Annotated in this window: 15 protein-coding genes; 6 read left to right on the forward strand and 9 right to left on the reverse strand. The window is 62.5% G+C overall.

Annotated features, from left to right (window positions below; all coding sequences use genetic code 11):
- Nucleotides 1-93: 93 nt before the first annotated feature.
- From ACEN83_RS14785 to ACEN83_RS14800, 4 genes are all read right to left on the reverse strand, one after another.
- Entirely contained in the window at nt 94-1,266 is a 1,173-nt protein-coding gene (locus tag ACEN83_RS14785; RefSeq protein ID WP_495580754.1) for a helix-turn-helix transcriptional regulator, read from the reverse strand.
- 152 nt (nt 1,267-1,418) lie between these two features.
- Nucleotides 1,419-3,311 (reverse strand): sulfate adenylyltransferase subunit CysN, encoded by a 1,893-nt coding sequence (gene cysN / locus ACEN83_RS14790; protein ID WP_495580755.1) that lies wholly within the window; start codon nt 3,309-3,311, stop codon nt 1,419-1,421.
- Entirely contained in the window at nt 3,311-4,255 is a 945-nt protein-coding gene (cysD, locus tag ACEN83_RS14795; RefSeq protein ID WP_173900840.1) for a sulfate adenylyltransferase subunit CysD, read from the reverse strand. Before cysD ends, cysN begins: the two co-directional genes overlap by 1 nt.
- 65 nt (nt 4,256-4,320) lie before the next feature.
- On the reverse strand, nt 4,321-4,791 hold the full coding sequence (locus tag ACEN83_RS14800; RefSeq protein WP_495580756.1) for an SRPBCC domain-containing protein: 471 nt from the start codon (nt 4,789-4,791) through the stop codon (nt 4,321-4,323).
- Between the two features lie 208 nt (nt 4,792-4,999).
- On the opposite strand from ACEN83_RS14800, the gene ACEN83_RS14805 reads away from it, so the two are divergent.
- The 6 genes from ACEN83_RS14805 (at nt 5,000) to ACEN83_RS14830 (ending at nt 10,906) form a co-directional block, all read left to right on the forward strand.
- Nucleotides 5,000-6,127 carry a DUF1214 domain-containing protein gene (locus ACEN83_RS14805; protein WP_495580757.1) on the forward strand — a complete coding sequence of 376 codons (1,128 nt, stop codon included), beginning with the start codon at nt 5,000-5,002 and terminating at the stop codon, nt 6,125-6,127.
- On the forward strand, nt 6,124-7,293 hold the full coding sequence (locus tag ACEN83_RS14810) for a sulfotransferase family protein (RefSeq protein WP_495580758.1): 1,170 nt from the start codon (nt 6,124-6,126) through the stop codon (nt 7,291-7,293). Before ACEN83_RS14805 ends, ACEN83_RS14810 begins: the two co-directional genes overlap by 4 nt.
- A 37-nt stretch (nt 7,294-7,330) precedes the next feature.
- Complete coding sequence (locus ACEN83_RS14815) at nt 7,331-8,119, forward strand: SDR family oxidoreductase (protein ID WP_428609486.1); 789 nt, start codon at nt 7,331-7,333, stop codon at nt 8,117-8,119.
- A gap of 12 nt (nt 8,120-8,131) precedes the next feature.
- Complete coding sequence (locus tag ACEN83_RS14820) at nt 8,132-9,106, forward strand: acetyltransferase (protein ID WP_495580759.1); 975 nt, start codon at nt 8,132-8,134, stop codon at nt 9,104-9,106.
- A gap of 191 nt (nt 9,107-9,297) precedes the next feature.
- Entirely contained in the window at nt 9,298-10,116 is an 819-nt protein-coding gene (locus tag ACEN83_RS14825) for a DUF2092 domain-containing protein (protein ID WP_495580760.1), read from the forward strand.
- A 16-nt stretch (nt 10,117-10,132) separates the two neighbouring features.
- Entirely contained in the window at nt 10,133-10,906 is a 774-nt protein-coding gene (locus tag ACEN83_RS14830) for a hypothetical protein (protein ID WP_495580761.1), read from the forward strand.
- A 369-nt stretch (nt 10,907-11,275) separates the two neighbouring features.
- Here the strand turns inward: ACEN83_RS14830 and ACEN83_RS14835 are convergent, their stop codons facing one another.
- From ACEN83_RS14835 to ACEN83_RS14855, 5 genes are all read right to left on the reverse strand, one after another.
- Nucleotides 11,276-12,862, reverse strand: a complete 1,587-nt coding sequence (locus tag ACEN83_RS14835; protein ID WP_495580762.1) for a class I adenylate-forming enzyme family protein — start codon at nt 12,860-12,862, stop codon at nt 11,276-11,278.
- A gap of 37 nt (nt 12,863-12,899) precedes the next feature.
- Nucleotides 12,900-13,676 carry an SDR family NAD(P)-dependent oxidoreductase gene (locus ACEN83_RS14840; protein WP_495580763.1) on the reverse strand — a complete coding sequence of 259 codons (777 nt, stop codon included), beginning with the start codon at nt 13,674-13,676 and terminating at the stop codon, nt 12,900-12,902.
- Nucleotides 13,677-13,748: 72 nt separating this feature from the next.
- Nucleotides 13,749-14,906, reverse strand: a complete 1,158-nt coding sequence (locus ACEN83_RS14845) for an acyl-CoA dehydrogenase family protein (protein ID WP_116583354.1) — start codon at nt 14,904-14,906, stop codon at nt 13,749-13,751.
- An 11-nt stretch (nt 14,907-14,917) separates the two neighbouring features.
- Nucleotides 14,918-16,165 (reverse strand): thiolase family protein, encoded by a 1,248-nt coding sequence (locus ACEN83_RS14850; protein WP_495580764.1) that lies wholly within the window; start codon nt 16,163-16,165, stop codon nt 14,918-14,920.
- A gap of 30 nt (nt 16,166-16,195) precedes the next feature.
- On the reverse strand, nt 16,196-16,981 hold the full coding sequence (locus ACEN83_RS14855; protein ID WP_495580765.1) for an enoyl-CoA hydratase/isomerase family protein: 786 nt from the start codon (nt 16,979-16,981) through the stop codon (nt 16,196-16,198).
- Nucleotides 16,982-17,103 lie beyond the last annotated feature (122 nt).

Here is a 17,103-nt window from a genome sequence, read left to right on the forward strand (position 1 = left end):
CGCTGACACAGTGTGATACATGCATGGCCCGTGATCTGCGCACATGGCTTTCTGCAGAGTGTACGCAGTAAATACGGATCTACAGCCTTTGAACTAGCCAAGCGACGCCACACTGTTGAGCAATGTCTTGACCAATTGAGCCTGGCGGGTGGCGCCGGTCTTGGCGAACACCCCGCGCAAATGGGCACGCACCGTGTTGCGCGAAACCCCGAGGGCGAGGGCTGTTTCATCGAGGGTTTGCCCGTCCATGACGAGCATGGCCACTTCGGTTTCGGTCGGCGTCAGCTGGAACAGGCTGCGCAACAGGTTGCGCGATGCCTGCGGTGAGTCCGCCGGGTCGCGGATGAACACCGCTACGGCGGGCCGGCGTGCGCCGTTGCGCGATTGATAGCTCAGTGGGATGGGGCGCAGCAGCAAATTGAGTGGCATCTCGCCGCTTGGCCGGGTCAGGGTCAACACTTCGATGTCGTCGAGACCACGCTGGCGTTGTTTCAATACGGCCTGGATGGCTTGCTGGACATTGCGGTTCTGCTGGCTGGTGAAGGCACAGAGCTTGTCGTGTCGGCATTCCAGGCCGTCACGGCTGTCGAACAGTCGCTGGGCGGCGCGGTTGCAACGCATCATTCTGCCGTCTTCGTCGAGGATCGCCGTGCCCACCATCAGCCGGTCGATGGTCGCGGCATAGAGTTGGCGTTCGGAGTCCAGTTGCTCTACCGCCGAGTGCAGGTCCACCGCTTGTTGCAGGTGCGGCAGGAGCAGGCGAATCAGGGCAATCTCCGCTGCATCGAAGTCGCGGCCGGCGTGGTTGCGGCAGGCGAACAAGGCGCAGTGCATACCCGTGGGCGTGCGCATGTTGGCGACCAGGACGTGGCGCAGATCCAGAGGTTGCAGATAGTTGCGGTAGAAGTCGTGGGCCAGCCAGGCATCGGTGCCCAGTACCTGATCGGCACTGGCCACCTGCTCGACAGGCCAGTCGATGAAGGGGCAGATTGCGTAGTACTGTTCGCTGTAGAACGGCTCGCCTGGCAGCAGGGGACCATGAATCGATGCATTGACGATCAGCCCCGGCCGTTCATGGTCGGGGTTGCGAAGCACCAGGGTGAAGAAGCTGGCGTCGAAACGCTGACGCAAGGTTTCCAGCAGGCCGGACCAGGGTGTCGACTCAAGGGGGCCTTGATAGACCAGCGCAAGCAAGCGGCTGAGTTCTGCAGACGGGATGTCGGTATTGGGCTGCAGGTCCGTACAGACCGGAAGAGAGAGGGTCATGGATGCGCCTCGCTACTGCTTGTTGTTGTCGTTCGAGTATTGATCGCGCCTATGGCGGGAAAATCGTCCGTTTGGCTTAGGCGGGTTGTCGGGCCATGTGATAGGCAGCGCTACACCGGTTGATGCCGGCATAGCGCTGAGCTCATGGGCTTTTACAGTGCCAGCAGTGCCTCGACGATACGTTCGGCGGCGGTTTCGGCCGACTCGTTGCGGGTATCGATGTGGATGTCCGGCGTTACCGGCGGCTCATAAGGTGAGTCGATCCCGGTGAAGTTTTTCAACTCGCCGCGCCGGGCTTTCTGGTACAGGCCCTTGGGGTCGCGCTGTTCGGCCAGGGCCAGTGGCGCATCGACGAAAATCTCCAGGAAATTACCGTCTCCTGCCAGGCGGCGTGCCATCTCGCGCTCGGCACGGAACGGCGAGATGAACGACACCAGGGTGATCAGACCGGCATCGAGCATCAGCTTCGCCACTTCCGAGACCCGGCGGATATTCTCCACCCGGTCGGCTTCGGTAAAGCCCAGGTCGCGATTCAGGCCATGGCGGACATTGTCGCCATCGAGCAGGTAAGTGTGCCGGCCGAGGGTATGCAGCTTGCGCTCCACCAGGTTGGCGATGGTCGACTTGCCTGCGCCGGACAACCCGGTGAACCACAGGATTCGCGGCGACTGCCCCTTGAGCGCCGCATGTGCCTCGCGGTTCACGTCGACGGCCTGCCAGTGCACGTTCTGTGCGCGGCGCAAGGCGAAGTGCAGCATGCCGGCGCCGACCGTCCGGTTGCTCAAGCGGTCGATAATGATGAATCCACCCGTATCGCGGTTGTCGGCATAAGCATCAAAGGCGATCGGCCGGTCCAGGTGCAAGTTGCACACACCAATACCGTTCAGCTCCAGGGTTTTGGCCGCCAGGTGTTCCAGGCTGTTCACATCGACCCGGTGCTTGAGGCTGGCGCAGCTCATGCTGACGGTCCGGCAGCCGATCTTCATCAGGTAGGGACGCCCGGGCAACATCGGCTCTTCGTCCATCCACACCAGCGTCGCCTCGAACTGGTCGGCAACCGCCGCCGGTGCATCGGCCAGGACAATCATGTCGCCGCGGCTGATATCGATTTCGTCCTTGAGTGTCAGCGTGACAGCCTGGCCGCACAGGGCCTGTGGCTGTTCCCCGGCGCTGCCCAAGATCCCGGTGATCTCGCTCTGATGACCCGACGGGAGCACCCGGATACGATCCCCTACGCTGACGCTGCCCGCGGCGACGTTGCCGCAGTAGCCACGAAAATCGAGGTTCGGCCGATTCACCCATTGCACGGGCAGGCGGAACGCGGCCTCGACCTGGCGAGCCTGCTCAAGGGGGACGTTTTCCAGATGCTGGAGCAGGGTCGGCCCCTGGTACCAGGGGGTGTTCGGGCTGGCTTCCAGCATGTTGTCGCCGCGCAGCGCAGAGAGCGGGATGCACTGGATGTCGGGCAGGCCAATCTGCGAGGCGAACGCACGATAATCGGATTCGATGCGTTCGAACACCGCTTGGGAATAGTCCACCAGGTCCAGTTTGTTGATGGCCACCACGACCTTGCGGATGCCCAGCAGGGACACCAGGTAACTGTGCCGGCGGGTTTGGGTGAGGATGCCCTGGCGAGCATCGATGAGGATCACCGCGAGGTCGGCGGTCGAGGCGCCAGTGACCATGTTGCGGGTGTATTGCTCGTGGCCGGGGGTGTCGGCGACGATGAATTTGCGTTTGTCGGTGGCGAAGAACCGATAGGCGACATCGATGGTGATGCCTTGCTCACGCTCGGCGCTCAAACCGTCGACCAACAGGGCGAAGTCCAGTTCGTCGCCCTGGGTGCCGAGTTTTTTCGAGTCGGCTTCGAGTTGGCCAAGCTGGTCCTCGAACAGGACCTTGGACTCGTAAAGCAGGCGGCCGATCAGGGTGCTTTTGCCATCGTCGACGCTGCCACAGGTGATGAAACGCAGCAGTTGCTTGTTCTGTTGCTGTTCCAGATAGGGCGTCAGGTCGCCATTGAAGGTGTCGTTCAGCGCGCTCATCAGAAATACCCCTCTTGCTTCTTTTTCTCCATGGAACCGGCCGAATCGCTGTCGATCAGTCGACCCTGGCGTTCCGAAGTACGGCTGACCAGCATTTCGCTGATGATCGCCGGCAGGTTGTCGGCATCGCTGTCGATGGCGCCGGTCAGCGGGTAGCAGCCAAGCGTGCGGAAACGCACCTTGCGCATTTGCGGCGTTTCTCCCGGTCGCAGCGGCAGGCGCTCGTCGTCGACCATGATCAGCGTGCCGTCACGCTGAACCACCGGGCGCTCCTTGGCGAAATACAGCGGCACGATGGGGATCTGTTCGAGGTAGATGTATTGCCAGATATCCAGCTCGGTCCAGTTCGACAACGGGAATACCCGCAGGCTTTCGCCCTTGCGTTTGCGTGTGTTGTACAAGCGCCAGAGCTCGGGGCGCTGCTGTTTCGGGTCCCAGCGATGCTGCTCGGAGCGCAGCGAGAACACCCGTTCCTTGGCCCGCGACTTCTCTTCATCACGACGGGCACCGCCGAAAGCGGCGTCGAATCCATAGTGGTCCAGGGCCTGCTTCAGTCCTTGGGTCTTCCACACGTCGGTATGCAGGGCCGAGCCGTGGGTAAAAGGATCGATGGCCTTTTCCACGCCCTCGGGATTGACGTGCACCAGCAGTTCCAGCCCCAGGCGCGATGCCGTCTGGTCGCGGAACGTGATCATTTCGCGAAACTTCCAGGTGGTGTCCACGTGCAGCAAGGGGAAGGGCGGTTTGCCCGGGGCAAACGCCTTCATCGCCAGGTGCAGCATCACGGCGCTGTCCTTGCCGATGGAATAGAGCATCACCGGGTTTTCACACTCGGCGACCACTTCGCGGATGATCTGGATGCTTTCCGCTTCCAGCCATTGCAGATGAGTCAACATCGGATACCTCCTCGATTTCTGCCGGGTTTGGCTCCGGCGGACCTCCAAGGTAGGTAAAGCGCCGCTGGCGCTTCTTCGTCTGCTCGGACGAAGAACGCGACAGCGGCTGAAGGTCACGCGACGGACGCGTACAACGTCTCGGCACGCACCTTGAGGGCGCGGGCTACGGCATCGAAGCCCTGTTGCACCCAGGGACCATGATTGGCCATGACCTGGTCGGCGGTCGCGCCGAGGAACTGGTCGGTGGTGTGGTAGCGGCAACTGGCCGGACCGGTGCGCTCGATGTGCTGCTCGCGGCGGGCAGCGTCCGGATTGTCGGCAGTGGCATACATCTCCCAGGCGAGCAGTCGGTGGGGCTCGAAGTCCGCCAGGTATTCGATCACGTGCAGCAATTCACCCGGTTGTCCCGGATGGGGCAGGAACAGGTTGACCGGCTCCCCAAGTACCAGGCTCGACTCGACCTTGACGGTATAGGGGTTCCACTGCGGATAACGCGCCAGGTCGATCAGTATCGACCAGACCCGTTCGGCGGGCGCGGCGATGTCCACGATGACGGAACGAACCAGATTTTTCTCTGCGGTCATGGGTGACTCCTCTGAGAGTGACTCCGCGCCACGCATCGCGACGGGAGTAAGCCATGGGCTCAGGCGCGATCCTCCCCGCTCGGGATGCCCGGCTCCTCGTCCGAGCGGACTAGGCGGGCGCTTAGTCCGCTCGGACGAAGAACCGGCAAGCGGGAACTCCCTAAGGTCACTGGCAGCGGCGGGATGTCCGCCGGCAGAGGAGAGCGACATGGTTGCAGACATGGCTACAGACAGGATCGATCAGGAGGTGCTCAGCGGTGAGAGCTGGAACCTCTTTTGCGAGCAATTGCGCCGCAGTGGCGAGCAGATACTGCGCCGCGAAGCGCCGGCCGATGTGCAGACCCGTGCCGAAGGCTTTCGTTATCTCACCCGGTTACTGCGCATTGCCCTGGAAATGCACCTGGAATTCGCTGACCCGGACTTTCCGGGCTTCATCACCCCTTCCCATGAAACCGCGAAAATCGGCGCCGATAACCCGGATAACCGGTACAGCTATGCGCGCCTGAACGGCGAGCATGAGTACCGGGTCAGCGGTCACCGTGGCAGCGTGGCCTACCTCAGCTTCGGCTCCCAGAAGGGCGGGTATGAGACGGATGGCAAGATGATCCAGACCGGCTTCCTCGATGCCGGGGCACTGGCGCTGGATGCCGAGGGCCACTTCGACATCATCCTCAGCCAGCGTCAGCCGGCTGAAGGCAACTGGCTGCGGCTGGAACCGCAGAGCAATGCCCTGATCGTGCGCCAGACGTTTCTTGACCGTGGCAGTGAGCAACCGGCCCAACTGCGAATAGAGCGTCTGAATGCCGGGCAGGCACCCGAGCCGCTGACGGCGCCACGCTTGCAGCAAAGCCTGCAGCGGGTGGGCAGTTTCGTCGAGAACACCGCCCGACTGTTTGCCGATTGGGCCCAGGGTTACCAGGCCCATCCCAATCAACTGCCAGCCGCCGACCAGGCGCTGTGCCAGTCCGTGGGGGGCGACCCGAACATTTTCTATTACCACTCCTACTGGGCCCTGGCCGAGGACGAGGCCTTGCTGATCGAGGTCGATCAGGTGCCTGACTGCGACTTCTGGAATGTGCAGATCAACAACTACTGGATGGAGTCGCTGGACTACCGCTACCACCGCATCTGCCTGAACAAGCATTCAGCGCGCCTGGACGCCGATGGCCGCTTGCGCATGGTGCTCTGCGGCGTTGATCCGGGCCTTGATAATTGGCTGGAAACCGCCAGCCATCCCCACGGCACCCTGTGCTTGCGCTGGGTGGGGGCGCAGCATCCCGTGCACCCGACCACGCGCGTGGTCAAGCTCGATGCGTTGAAGGAGATTGTGCGATGAGCGCCGATGATTTCACCCTGGATGCCTTGCTGGCCGAAGCCCGCGCCCGTTCCGGGGGACTCGACGACTTCGGTCCCGGCGATTTTCGCCAGGGCCTGCGGGTATTGGCCGACGCCCTGAACAACGAAGCGTGCCTGTCGCCCGCCGGGCGGGGCCTGTTGCGGGAAAAACTGCTGGGGCAACTGGTCAACCGCCTGGTCATGGAGGACCACCTGCGGCGCCACCCGGAGATCCTTGAGCAAGCCATCGATGACCCCTTGGTGATCGTCGGCCTGCCGCGCACCGGCACTACACTGCTGCAGCGCACACTGGCGGTGGACCCGCAGTTCAGCAAGGCGTTGTGGTGGGAAACCCGTTACCCCGCACCCTTGCCCGGTGAAACACTGGAGCAGCCACTCAAGCGCATCGCCCGGGCACGGGACGAAGTCGCGGGAATGATCGAGTTCCTCCCGCAGTTGCTGGCCATCCACCCGCTGGACGCCGAGCAGCCCGATGAAGAGTTCATGCTGATGGAACACTCGTTCCTGTGCGCCATGGATTCCTACGTCAATGTGCCCAGCTATACCGCCTGGCTTGACGCTCAGGACCAGACGCAGGTCTATCGGTACCTCAAGCGAACCCTGCAGTTCCTGCAATGGCAGCAGGCACGTCGCGGCATCGAGCCTGGCCGTCGCTGGCTGCTCAAAAGCCCGCAGCACCTGCATACCCTGGAGCTGCTGTTCGAGGTATTTCCAAAAGCACAGGTCGTCCTCACCCATCGCGAACCCGCCAGGACCATTCCGTCGCTGGCCAGCTTTATCCATACCCTGTGGTTGCTCTACAGCGACAAGGCCGATGCCGAGGCCGTAGGAGAGCAGTGGAACCGCCGTATGGCACGTGCGTTGCGCCATGCGATGGCCGTCCGCGAGCGTATGCCCCCGGAGCGTTTCCTGGATGTGCACTTCGAAGACACGGTGGCCGAGCCGCAGGCTGTCGTCGAAAGGATCTATCAGTTTGCCGGCCTCCAGTTGACACCGCAGACCCGGTCCGCCATGGCGCAATGGCTGCACGTAAACGGGCGTGAAAAACGTGCGGTTCATCACTACAGCCCCGGCCAGTTCGGCCTCAGCGAAGAGATTTTGCAACGAGACTATGCCGAGTACCGGACCCGGCATATTCAAGCCTGAAACCCGTGCAGCTCATAACAACAAGAGGACTCTCCCCATGCTGTTGAAAGACAAGGTCGTGATGGTCTCGGGCGTCGGCCCCGGGCTTGGCATCAAGTTGGCCATGGAGGCCGCACGCGAAGGTGCGCGCGCCGTTGCCATCGGGGCGCGGGACAAGGCGCGGCTGCTGGAGGCGCAACAACGTATTTTGGCGCTCAGCCATACCTGCGAGGTGTTGTGTGTACCCACGGACATTACCGATGTCGAAGCCTGTCAGCGCTTCGCCGCAAACACCCTGGAACAATTCGGGCGTATCGATGCGCTGATCAACAGCGCGTTCTCCCACGGTGGTTTCCAGTCCGTGGAGGAGGGCGACAACGCCCCATTGCGCGAGGCCCTGGAAGTCAATCTGCTGGGTTCCTTGAACATGAGCCGCGCCGTGCTGGCGCCCATGCGCACCCAGGGCGCCGGCGCCATTGTCATGATCAATACCCTGGGGGTACGCAAGCCTTACCAGGGCGGTGCCGCCTATGCCGCCTCGAAAAGCGCACTGGCCGCAACAGTGCGCTACCTGGCGACCGAGCAGGCGGTGCATGGCCTGCGGGTCAACGGCCTGGCGTGCGGCTGGATGTGGGGCGAGCCGGTCCAGGCCCTGGTCCGCCAGACCGCTGCCGCCCGGGGCGTCAGTGAAGAACAGGTGCGTGCCGAACTCAGTGCCGGGATCCCGGGGGGGCGCATGCGCACCGATGACGAGTGCGCACGCGCGGCGCTGTTCCTTGCATCGGATTACGCCAGTGCAATCAATGGCGCGCAACTGGATGCCAACGGCGGCGAAATGATGTGCTGAGGAACATGACAGATGATTGATCACTGTGCCTTTAACGGCGATGCAGATGGCCTCTGTGCACTGCAGCAATTGCGACTGGCCGGGGAACTGGAGCGCGAGGTGCGCTTGATCAGCGGGGTCAAGCGCGATATCGAACTGCTGCGCCGGGTCACGGCCGGCCATGGCGAGCGGGTCACCGTGCTGGATGTGGCCCACGAGCAGAATCGCGAGGATACCCGGCGTTTGCTCGACGCCGGTGCCCGGGTGCGCTATTTCGATCACCACTATGCGGGTGACCTGCCGCGACACCCGGCATTCGAGTCATTCATCGATACGGCGGCCCATGTGTGTACCAGCATCCTGGTGGACAACTACCTCTCGGGGCGAGAGCACCGCTGGGCGATGGTCGCCGCTTTTGGAGATGGCCTGGCCGGTCCGGCGCGTGCGCTTGCCGAACGACACGGGTTGAATACGGATGAGGTGGTGGCGCTGGAAGAACTGGGTCAGTTGTTGAACTACAACGCCTACGGCGACAGCCTGGAGGACCTGCATTTCGATCCGTTGGCGCTGGCTGGCGAATTGTTGCCGTACCGCAATCCAATGGACTTCATCCGCGAAAGCCCGAGTTTCATCACCCTGAAAGAGGGGCATGCCGCCGACATGGCGGCTGCCGCTGACCTGGTGCCGTGGCGTAAGGGCAACGGCGCGCGGCTCTTTCGCTTGCCGCCGCAGCCATGGGCGCGACGGGTCTGCGGTGTGCTGGCCAATCAATTGGCGGCACAGGCTCCGCACCTGGCCATTGGTCTGCTCAGTGCCAAGGCCAATGGTGAATGGGCGTTCAGCCTTCGTGTACCTGACGGCAGCGAACAGACGGCGGATGCGTTCTGCCGTCAGTTCCCGACGGGAGGTGGACGCAAGCGTGCAGCCGGCATCAACCGTTTGGCCGAGTCGGATCTGCCCGCGTTTGCAGAGCGCTTGCTTGCAGCTTATTCGTCCGGATGTTGCTGAGATTGCAGGGACAGTCCGGCACGGATGCCGGATTTCACCTGCAGATTGACGCGCTGTAGCCATTGCGCAGGTTTCCGAGCGGATTTGTTCAAACTATTTTCCCGAATGCATGGCAATCACCCGGTAACTGAGCTTTTCTAATGACTCTGACGACGCGTGATCGACCTGCAGGTTTCCGTGGAGAACAATCGATGCCTACCTTCCAAACGCCTGTCCGGTTGTTCTGTCTAGGTCTAGCCATAGGTCTGTTTGCCATCCCGCTGCACGCCGCACAAACTCCCTCTGCCAATCCGCCTGCGGTGCAACTGGAACCCAAGGCGTTGGAGGTTCTAAAGGCAATGAGTGCCAGGCTCGCGGGCACTCAGGGCATGAGTTTCAAAGCCGTCACGACCTACGAGAGGCCCAGCCGGCTAGGGCCGCCCCTGGCCTATGGCACGGTGGACCTGGTCAATGTGCAACGACCGGATCGCCTTCGTGTGTTGACGTCCGGCGACGGTCCGGCCACCGAGTTTTACTACGACGGCAAAAAAGCCTATGCCTTCGAACGTAAAGGCGACTTGCTGGCCCAGGCGGACGCCCCGCCTACCATTGATGCGACCCTGGAGGCCGCGTACCAGCGTGCCGCGATCTATTTTCCGTTTACCGACGTGATCGTCGCCGATCCCTACAAGGATTTGTCCCGGGACATGCGTGTGGCGTTCTACGTCGGCCAAAGCACGGTGGTCGGTGATACCACCACCGATGTGATCGCCTACACCAGCGACAGCGTGTTCGTGCAGGCGTGGATCGGCGTGCAGGACAAGCTGCCACGCCGATTGCGCGCCGTGTTTCTCGATGATCCGACACGATCCCGGCATCAAGTCGACTTCAGTGACTGGAAGCTCCAGTCGACGATGTCTGCCGACTTTTTCAAGCCTGACCACATCGAAACGGCCCACCGCATTCAGTTTGCCCCACCGCCCGATCTTCGTGCCCCGCAAGGGGTAAAAGAACCCGTGGCGAAACCCTGAACAAGGAGACTGACCCATGAACAGATCTACCTTGAAATTCGCCGGCCTGCTTGTCGCGCTGCTCACCTGCGACCAGGCAGCGGCCTGGTCCCACGCTTCCGGCTTCGGGCGCACTTACGGAGGCGGGGGCTCATGGAGTCATTCGGGTGAATACGGCTCGGCTTCGGGCGGTGGCGGCAGTTGGAGTGGCGAAACCAATCGCGGCGGCTCGGCTTCCGGAGGCGATGGGAGCTGGAACGGCACAGGCTATCGCGGCGGCACGGCGTCCGGTGGCGAAGGCTCCTGGCACGGCACGGGCGCGGAAGGTGGAACGGCGTCGGGTGGCGAAGGTGCCTGGCATGCGCAAGGTGAAAATGGCGCCACCGCCGCCGGCTATCACGCGGATGGCTATGGCACGACCGCTTACCGCCCCCCCGTTTATGGCACAACCGCCTACCATGCGGTGCCTTACGGCACCGCTTATTACCATCCGCCAACCGCGGTGATTGCCAGCAGTGGCTGCTACAACTGTGGCTATAACGAGGGCGTCAATCCGGCCGCTGCCGCTGCGGCAGGCGTGGTCGTCGGTGAAGCAGCCGCGACGGTCGCCGACCAGAACGCCAGCTATAACGCCGGCATGGTGGCCTCCGCACCACCGACAATGCCCATGGGCGCGACGTACGCCTCACTGCCCCCGGGCTGTGGCTTGATAAGTTTCTCCAATACCACGTATTACCAGTGCGGCAACTCCTGGTTGCGACCGTCCTTTGGCGCCAACGGCGTTTATTACACCGTCGTGCCGATGCCTTGATCCCCTATCTGTAGGAGCTGCCGAAGGCTGCGATCTTTTGATCTTAAGCGATTCGGAAACCGCAAAAAATCGCAAGCCGCGCCAGCGCCCACAAGGTGTCGGGTATTTCTGTAGGAGCTGCCGCAGGCTGCGATCTTTTAGCAATCCCGAAACCGCCAAAAGATCGCAGCCTTCGGCAGCTCCTACAGGCTGCGATCTTTTGATCTCAAGCGATTCCGAAACCGCAAAAGATCGCAGGCCGCGCCAGCGCCCACAAGGTGTCGGGTATTTCTGTAGGAGCTGCCGGAGGCTGCGATCTTTTGATCTTGAGCCATTTCGAAACAGCAAAAGATCGCTGGCTTCGCCAGCTCCTACAGTGGCCGTGTGCATTTAACTGATTTTGCGTGAAGCTCCCTGCCAGTACTTTTCGCGAACCTGTCGGCGCAATACCTTGCCCACCACGGAAGTGGGCAGTTCATCCACGAACACCAGGGATTTCGGCGCTTTGTAGCCACCCAATCGAGCGCGCGTCTGTGCGATCAACTCTTCAGGCGTGACTGTTTGCCCCTGACGCAGGATCACTTCGGCATGCACCGCTTCACCCCATTCCGGGTGCGGGATGCCGACCACGGCGGCCATCAGCACCGACGGATGCGCCGCCAGCGCGGCCTCGACTTCTACCGCGTAGACGTTGAAGCCGCCGCTGATGATCATGTCCTTGAGCCGGTCGACGATGTACAGGTAGCCGTCAGCATCGATGTACCCGAGGTCGCCGGACTTCCAGGCACCGTCGTCAAATTCCGCGGCCGTTGCTTCCGGGTTTTCGTAGTAACCCTTGATGATGGCTTTGCAGCGGATGCGGATTTCACCGGTTGCGCCAATCGGTAACGGCAGGCCATCCGCATCGGTGATGAACACCTCGACACCGGGGGTAGGCCGCCCAGCCGACGACAGATGTCGCAGGGCGGCGGCATTGCCGGGTTGATGCGCAGCCTTGTCCAGCGCGGCGATCATCATCGGCGACTCGGTGGCGGCGTAGCCCTGGACAAAAATCTGCCCGAAGCATTCCACCAGTTCGCCAAGCTTGTCCGGGCTCATGGGCGCGGCGCCGTAGATCAGCGTGGTCAGCGAAGAGAAATCCCTCGGATTGGCGCGCTGCATTTCCAGCAGGCGATACAGCACGGTCGGCACCAGGAACGAATGGGTGACGCGTTCGCTTTCGACGATCTGCCGCCAGTTCTCCATGTCCAGCTGATTCAGGGTGATGTTGGTGCCACCGCCGTAAACCGTGGGGAAGAACAACATGATGGTGCCGTGGGACAACGGTGAAACGTGCAGCAACCGTGTTTGGTCGGACAAGCCCAGATCGGTGTTGATGAACGCCGCGTCACGGCAGGCCATCCAGTTGTCGATCGAGTACATCGCGCACTTGCCTTTGCCGGTGGTGCCACCGGTGAAACGCAACATGCAGATGTGCTGGTCGCTGTCGAGGCTCAGGTCGTAGTCGAGGTCCGATGCCGCTTCCACCAACGGCCAGAAGCTGAACACGCCGGGGAGGGCGGCTTGCTCAGGCGTCGGCGGGTCCATCACCACGATCTCGCAATCGCGGCTGCGCAGCGTGCTGTAGTAGCTGTCCAGCAGGCGGGTTTCGATAAACACCACCCGCGGCCGGACCAGGTCGATCTGCCGCGCATGCTCGTCGAGCGGGTCGCGCAGGTTGGTCATGACCACCGTGCCTTCCTGCTTGAAGGTGCTGGGAAACATCATCAGGCTGAGGTTGTCGTTTTCCAGGATCAGCATGAAGCGCTCGCCCGCCCGCACTTGCAGCCTGGAGCGCAGGACGTCGCCGATACGGTTGGTCAGCAGGTGGTACTGCTCGTAGGTGAAACGCCGGTTGCGCTCGACATTGACGATCGCCTCCCGGTCGCGATGACGCAGCGCGAGCAAGCGCATGATTCGGCTGAAATTCATTTTCATGGTGGATTGCTCCAGTGGCTCAGGAAGACCGCAACGCTTAGCGGGCGCGCATGCGCGACGCGGCATCGAGACGGATGGTCTCGCCGTTGACGTAGGCGTTCTCGATCAGGAAGGCGCAGCAATGCGCGAATTCACGCATGTCACCCAGGCGCTTGGGCGACTCCATCTGTTCTTTAAGCGAGTTGAGCACCTTCTCGTCGAGGCCGGCGACCATGCTGGTCAGGAACAGGCCCGGTGCAATGGCGTTGACCCGCACGCCAATGGCGCCCAGTTCACGAGCGGCGGGCATGTTCATGCCGATCACACCGGCCTTGGTCGCCGCATACGCGCACTGGCCGACCTGGCCTTCATAGGCGGCCCCCGACGACACATTGATCACCACACCGCGCTCTTCGCCGGCTTCGGCTTCGTTGTTGGCCATGTGCTCGGCGCACTTGGACATCACGTTGAACACGCCATTGAGGTTGATCGCCGTGGCCAGGGCGAATTTCGCCAGCGGCGCTGCCTTGCCTTCCTTGCCCAGCACCTTGAAACCGTTCGGTACGGCGGCGCCGTTGATGCACACATGGATGGCGCCGAATTTGCCGATCACGGCGTTGACCGCGTTCTGCACCGAGGTCTCATCGCTGACATCGGTCTGCACGAACATGGCGCGATCGGCGCCAATCTCGGCCACAGCCTGTTGGCCGGCTTCGATGTTCAGGTCGAAGATCGCCACGCGGGCGGCTTTTTCACCGGCCATGTAATGCGCGGTGGCCAGGCCCAGGCCCGAAGCGCCGCCGGTGATCACGATGACTTTGTCTTGAATGCGCATGAAGGTGTCCTTGTTCGCTGCCCGGCTCGAAGGAGCCGGGTTGTTATTGTTGGAGATGGAACGGGCGGCTGATCAGAACGCGTTGACCCCGGTCAGGGCGCGACCAATGATCAGTTGCTGGATCTGCGAAGTGCCCTCGGGAATCGGCACGACGATGGCTTCACGGGCGAGTTTTTCCACCAGGAAATCGGTGGTGACGCCGGCGCCACCGTGGATCTGCACGGCCTGGCGGGCGATGGTCACGGCGGCTTCGCAGGCGAAGTACTTGGCCATGGCCGCTTCCATTTCCGCCGGGATGCCGGCGCCGATCATCTCGGCGGCGCGGTAGGTCAGCAGGCGGGCGGCATCGACGTGGGTCGCCATTTCCGCAAGCATCGCCGAGATCAACTGGTGGCCAGCGATCACTTTGCCGTGCTGCTTGCGCTCCTTGGCGTAACGCACGGCTTCTTCCAGCGCGCGACGACCGATGCCCAGGCCTTGGGCGGCGACGAACACCCGCGAGCGCTCGAAGAACGACAGGGTGTTTTTCAGCGCTTCGCCTTCCTTGCCGATGATGTTGCTGGCCGGAACCCGTACGTCGTTGAGGAAAATCTGCGCGGTGGACTGGCTGTTCCAGGCGATCTTGTGGATGTCTTGCACTTCGTACGGATGTTCCTTGCGATCCAGCAGGAAGTGGGTCAGGCCCTTGCGCGGGTCATCGCCGGTGCGGCAGGTGCAGATCAGGAAGTCGGAGTAGGAGCCGTTGCTGATCCAGGTCTTTTCACCGTTGATGATGAAGTCGTCACCGTCGCGGCGGGCGCGGGTCTTGATCTCCAGCACATTGGAGCCGACGTCCGGCTCCGAAATGCCGACGCTGACGAACAGCTCACCGCTGATCAGCCCCGGCAGGTAACGCTCGCGCAGGTGGTCCGGGGCGAGCTTCTCCAGCATCTGCGCGCCGAAGGAGTTGATGACCACGGGCGTCGACAGGTCCACCGAACAGGCGGCGACTTCTTCGAAGAGCATGATCAGGGTTGGCCAGTCCAGGCCCAGGCCGCCGTGTTCTTCACTGACGGCGCCGCTGATCATGCCGAACTCGGTGAGCTGGCGCATGATCTCGGACATCTTTTCCCGAGGGATGAATTTGTCGCGGTATTCCTTGTTGAACACCGGGTCGATCTTGTCGGCCAGGAAACGCCGGAAACTCTCGACGGCTTCGAGTTGTTCCGGGGTGCGCATGACGTGTCCCATGAGGGCTCTCCTTAAATGTTGTTATTGGCGAGAATGTTGACGGCGACCACGGCTTCTTCGATGCCGAACAGTCCGCCGCCGTTTTCCTGGATGGCGATGCGCGCACCTTCGACCTGGCGCTTGCCGGCTTCACCGCGCAGTTGCGTGACCAGTTCGTGGATCTGCCCCAGACCGGTGGCACCAATCGGGTGGCCCTTGGATTCGAGGCCACCGGACGGGTTGATCGGCATCCGGCCGCCGACGGTGAAATCACCGCGCTCAGCCGCCGGGCCACCTTCGCCGAACGGCACCAGCATCAGCGATTCGGCGTTGAGGATTTCGCCGATGGCCGAGGCGTCATGCACTTCCGCAACGCTGACGTCGCCAGGGCTGACGCCGGCCTGGTCGTAGGCTTTTTTCGCCGCCAGGTGGGCAATGATTTTTTCCGGTTCATCCAGGCCACGGTTGCTGCCGGTCTGCACCACGCTGGCGAGTACGCGAACGGCGCGGTCGCCGGCATGCTTCAAGCGCTTAAGGCCCTCGGCGTTGCACAGCAGGACAGCCGCGGCGCCGTCGCTGATCGGCGAGCACATCAGCGTGGTCAGCGGATAGCAGATCGCAGGTGAAGCCAGCACTTCGTCGATGCTGAAGGCTTGCTGGAACTGCGAGAGCGGGTTGTGCACCGAGTGCTGGTGGTTCTTTGCGGCCACCGCGGCGATCTGCCGTTGGGTGGTGCCGTAACGCAGCATGTGATTGCGCGCGATGGCGGCATACACGTCCATGAACACGCTGTAGGGGCGTTCGGACACGGTGCCCGGCGGCGGCACGATGCCTTCGCCCATGGCCAGCAGGGTGTGCTTGTTCTGCTCGACCGTGGACACGTCCCAGCCGCCGTCGAACACGGCGAACATCTTGGCCTTGTCCGGGATGTTCATTTTTTCGGCGCCGACCGCCAGGGCGATGTCGCATTGACCGGCGCGCAAGGCCAGCGTGGCCAGGTTGAACGCCGACGAGCCGGAGGCGCAGGCGTTCTCCACCGAGAACACCGGCACGCCTTCGATGCCGATGCGGCGCATGGCGATCGGGCCGGGAATGCCGGTCTGGCCCTGCAACAGGCCGTTGGTCATGGTGCTGTAGTACACCGAGCCGACGTCGGCGCTGCTGGCGCCGGCATCTTTCAACGCCAGGCCCACGGCTTCGTCGACCATGTCGTAGACGCTGCGCTCCAGCAAGCGGCCAAACGGCGTCATGCCGACGCCCACTACGTAGATATCGTTCATTGTCTGATCCTGAAAATTGCAGTGAACGGCCTAGCGGCCCTTGAAGTTCGGTGCGCGTTTTTCACCGAAGGCCTGCAGGCCTTCCTGGAAGTCGGCGGTGCGCAGGTGCTGGCGCAACATCACTTGCTCGTGCAGCAAGGCGTCGTCACGGGACTTGTCAGCCGACGTGCGCGCGACTTCTTTCATGCGGCGCAGGGCAATCGGGCTCTTCCTGGCGATCTGGTTGGCCAGGCTGAGGGTGGCGTCGGCCAGTTGTTCATCGGCGTGGACTTCGCAGACCAGGCCATAGCCTTTCATTTCCGTGGCCGAGAGCGATTTTCCGGTCAGCAGCAGGTACATCGCCACGTTCAACGGAATCAGGCGTGGCAACACCGCCGCGCCGCCGGCACCGGGGTAGACGCCGAAGTTGGCGTGGGCATCGGCGAGGGTCGCGGTTTGCGCGGCGACCACGATGTCGGCGCACATGGCCAGTTCCAGGCCACCGGCCATGGTCACGCCGTTGAGCGCGGCGATCACCGGTTTGGGGAAGTTGCGCAACTGACCGAAGACCTGATTGGCGCGGTCGAGGAAGTCGGCTTCGCCGGCGGGCAGGCAGGCGCCGGCCAACACTTCTTTCAGATCGGCACCGGCGCAGAAGGCCGGACCACTGCCCGTGAGGATGACCACCCGAAGCTCGTCGTTGCGCGCGATGACGTTCAGGCAACGCTCGAGTTCGGCCAGTGTCGCCAGGTTCAGCGCGTTCATGGCCCGTGGCCGATTCAGCGTCAGGCGCGCCACCGGGCCGACGATTTCATACAGCAAGACATCTTCACTCATGACAACACCCTTTTATTGTTGGTCGCGCATTTGGCGTAGTGGATGGGCCGATAGTAGGAATGCGCGCGGTGCGGTCGCAGGTCATTGCAACGAAAGCGCTTGTCCCCCGGGAATGCCCCAAA

It is taken from the genome of Pseudomonas sp. Pseusp49, assembly GCF_059491875.1.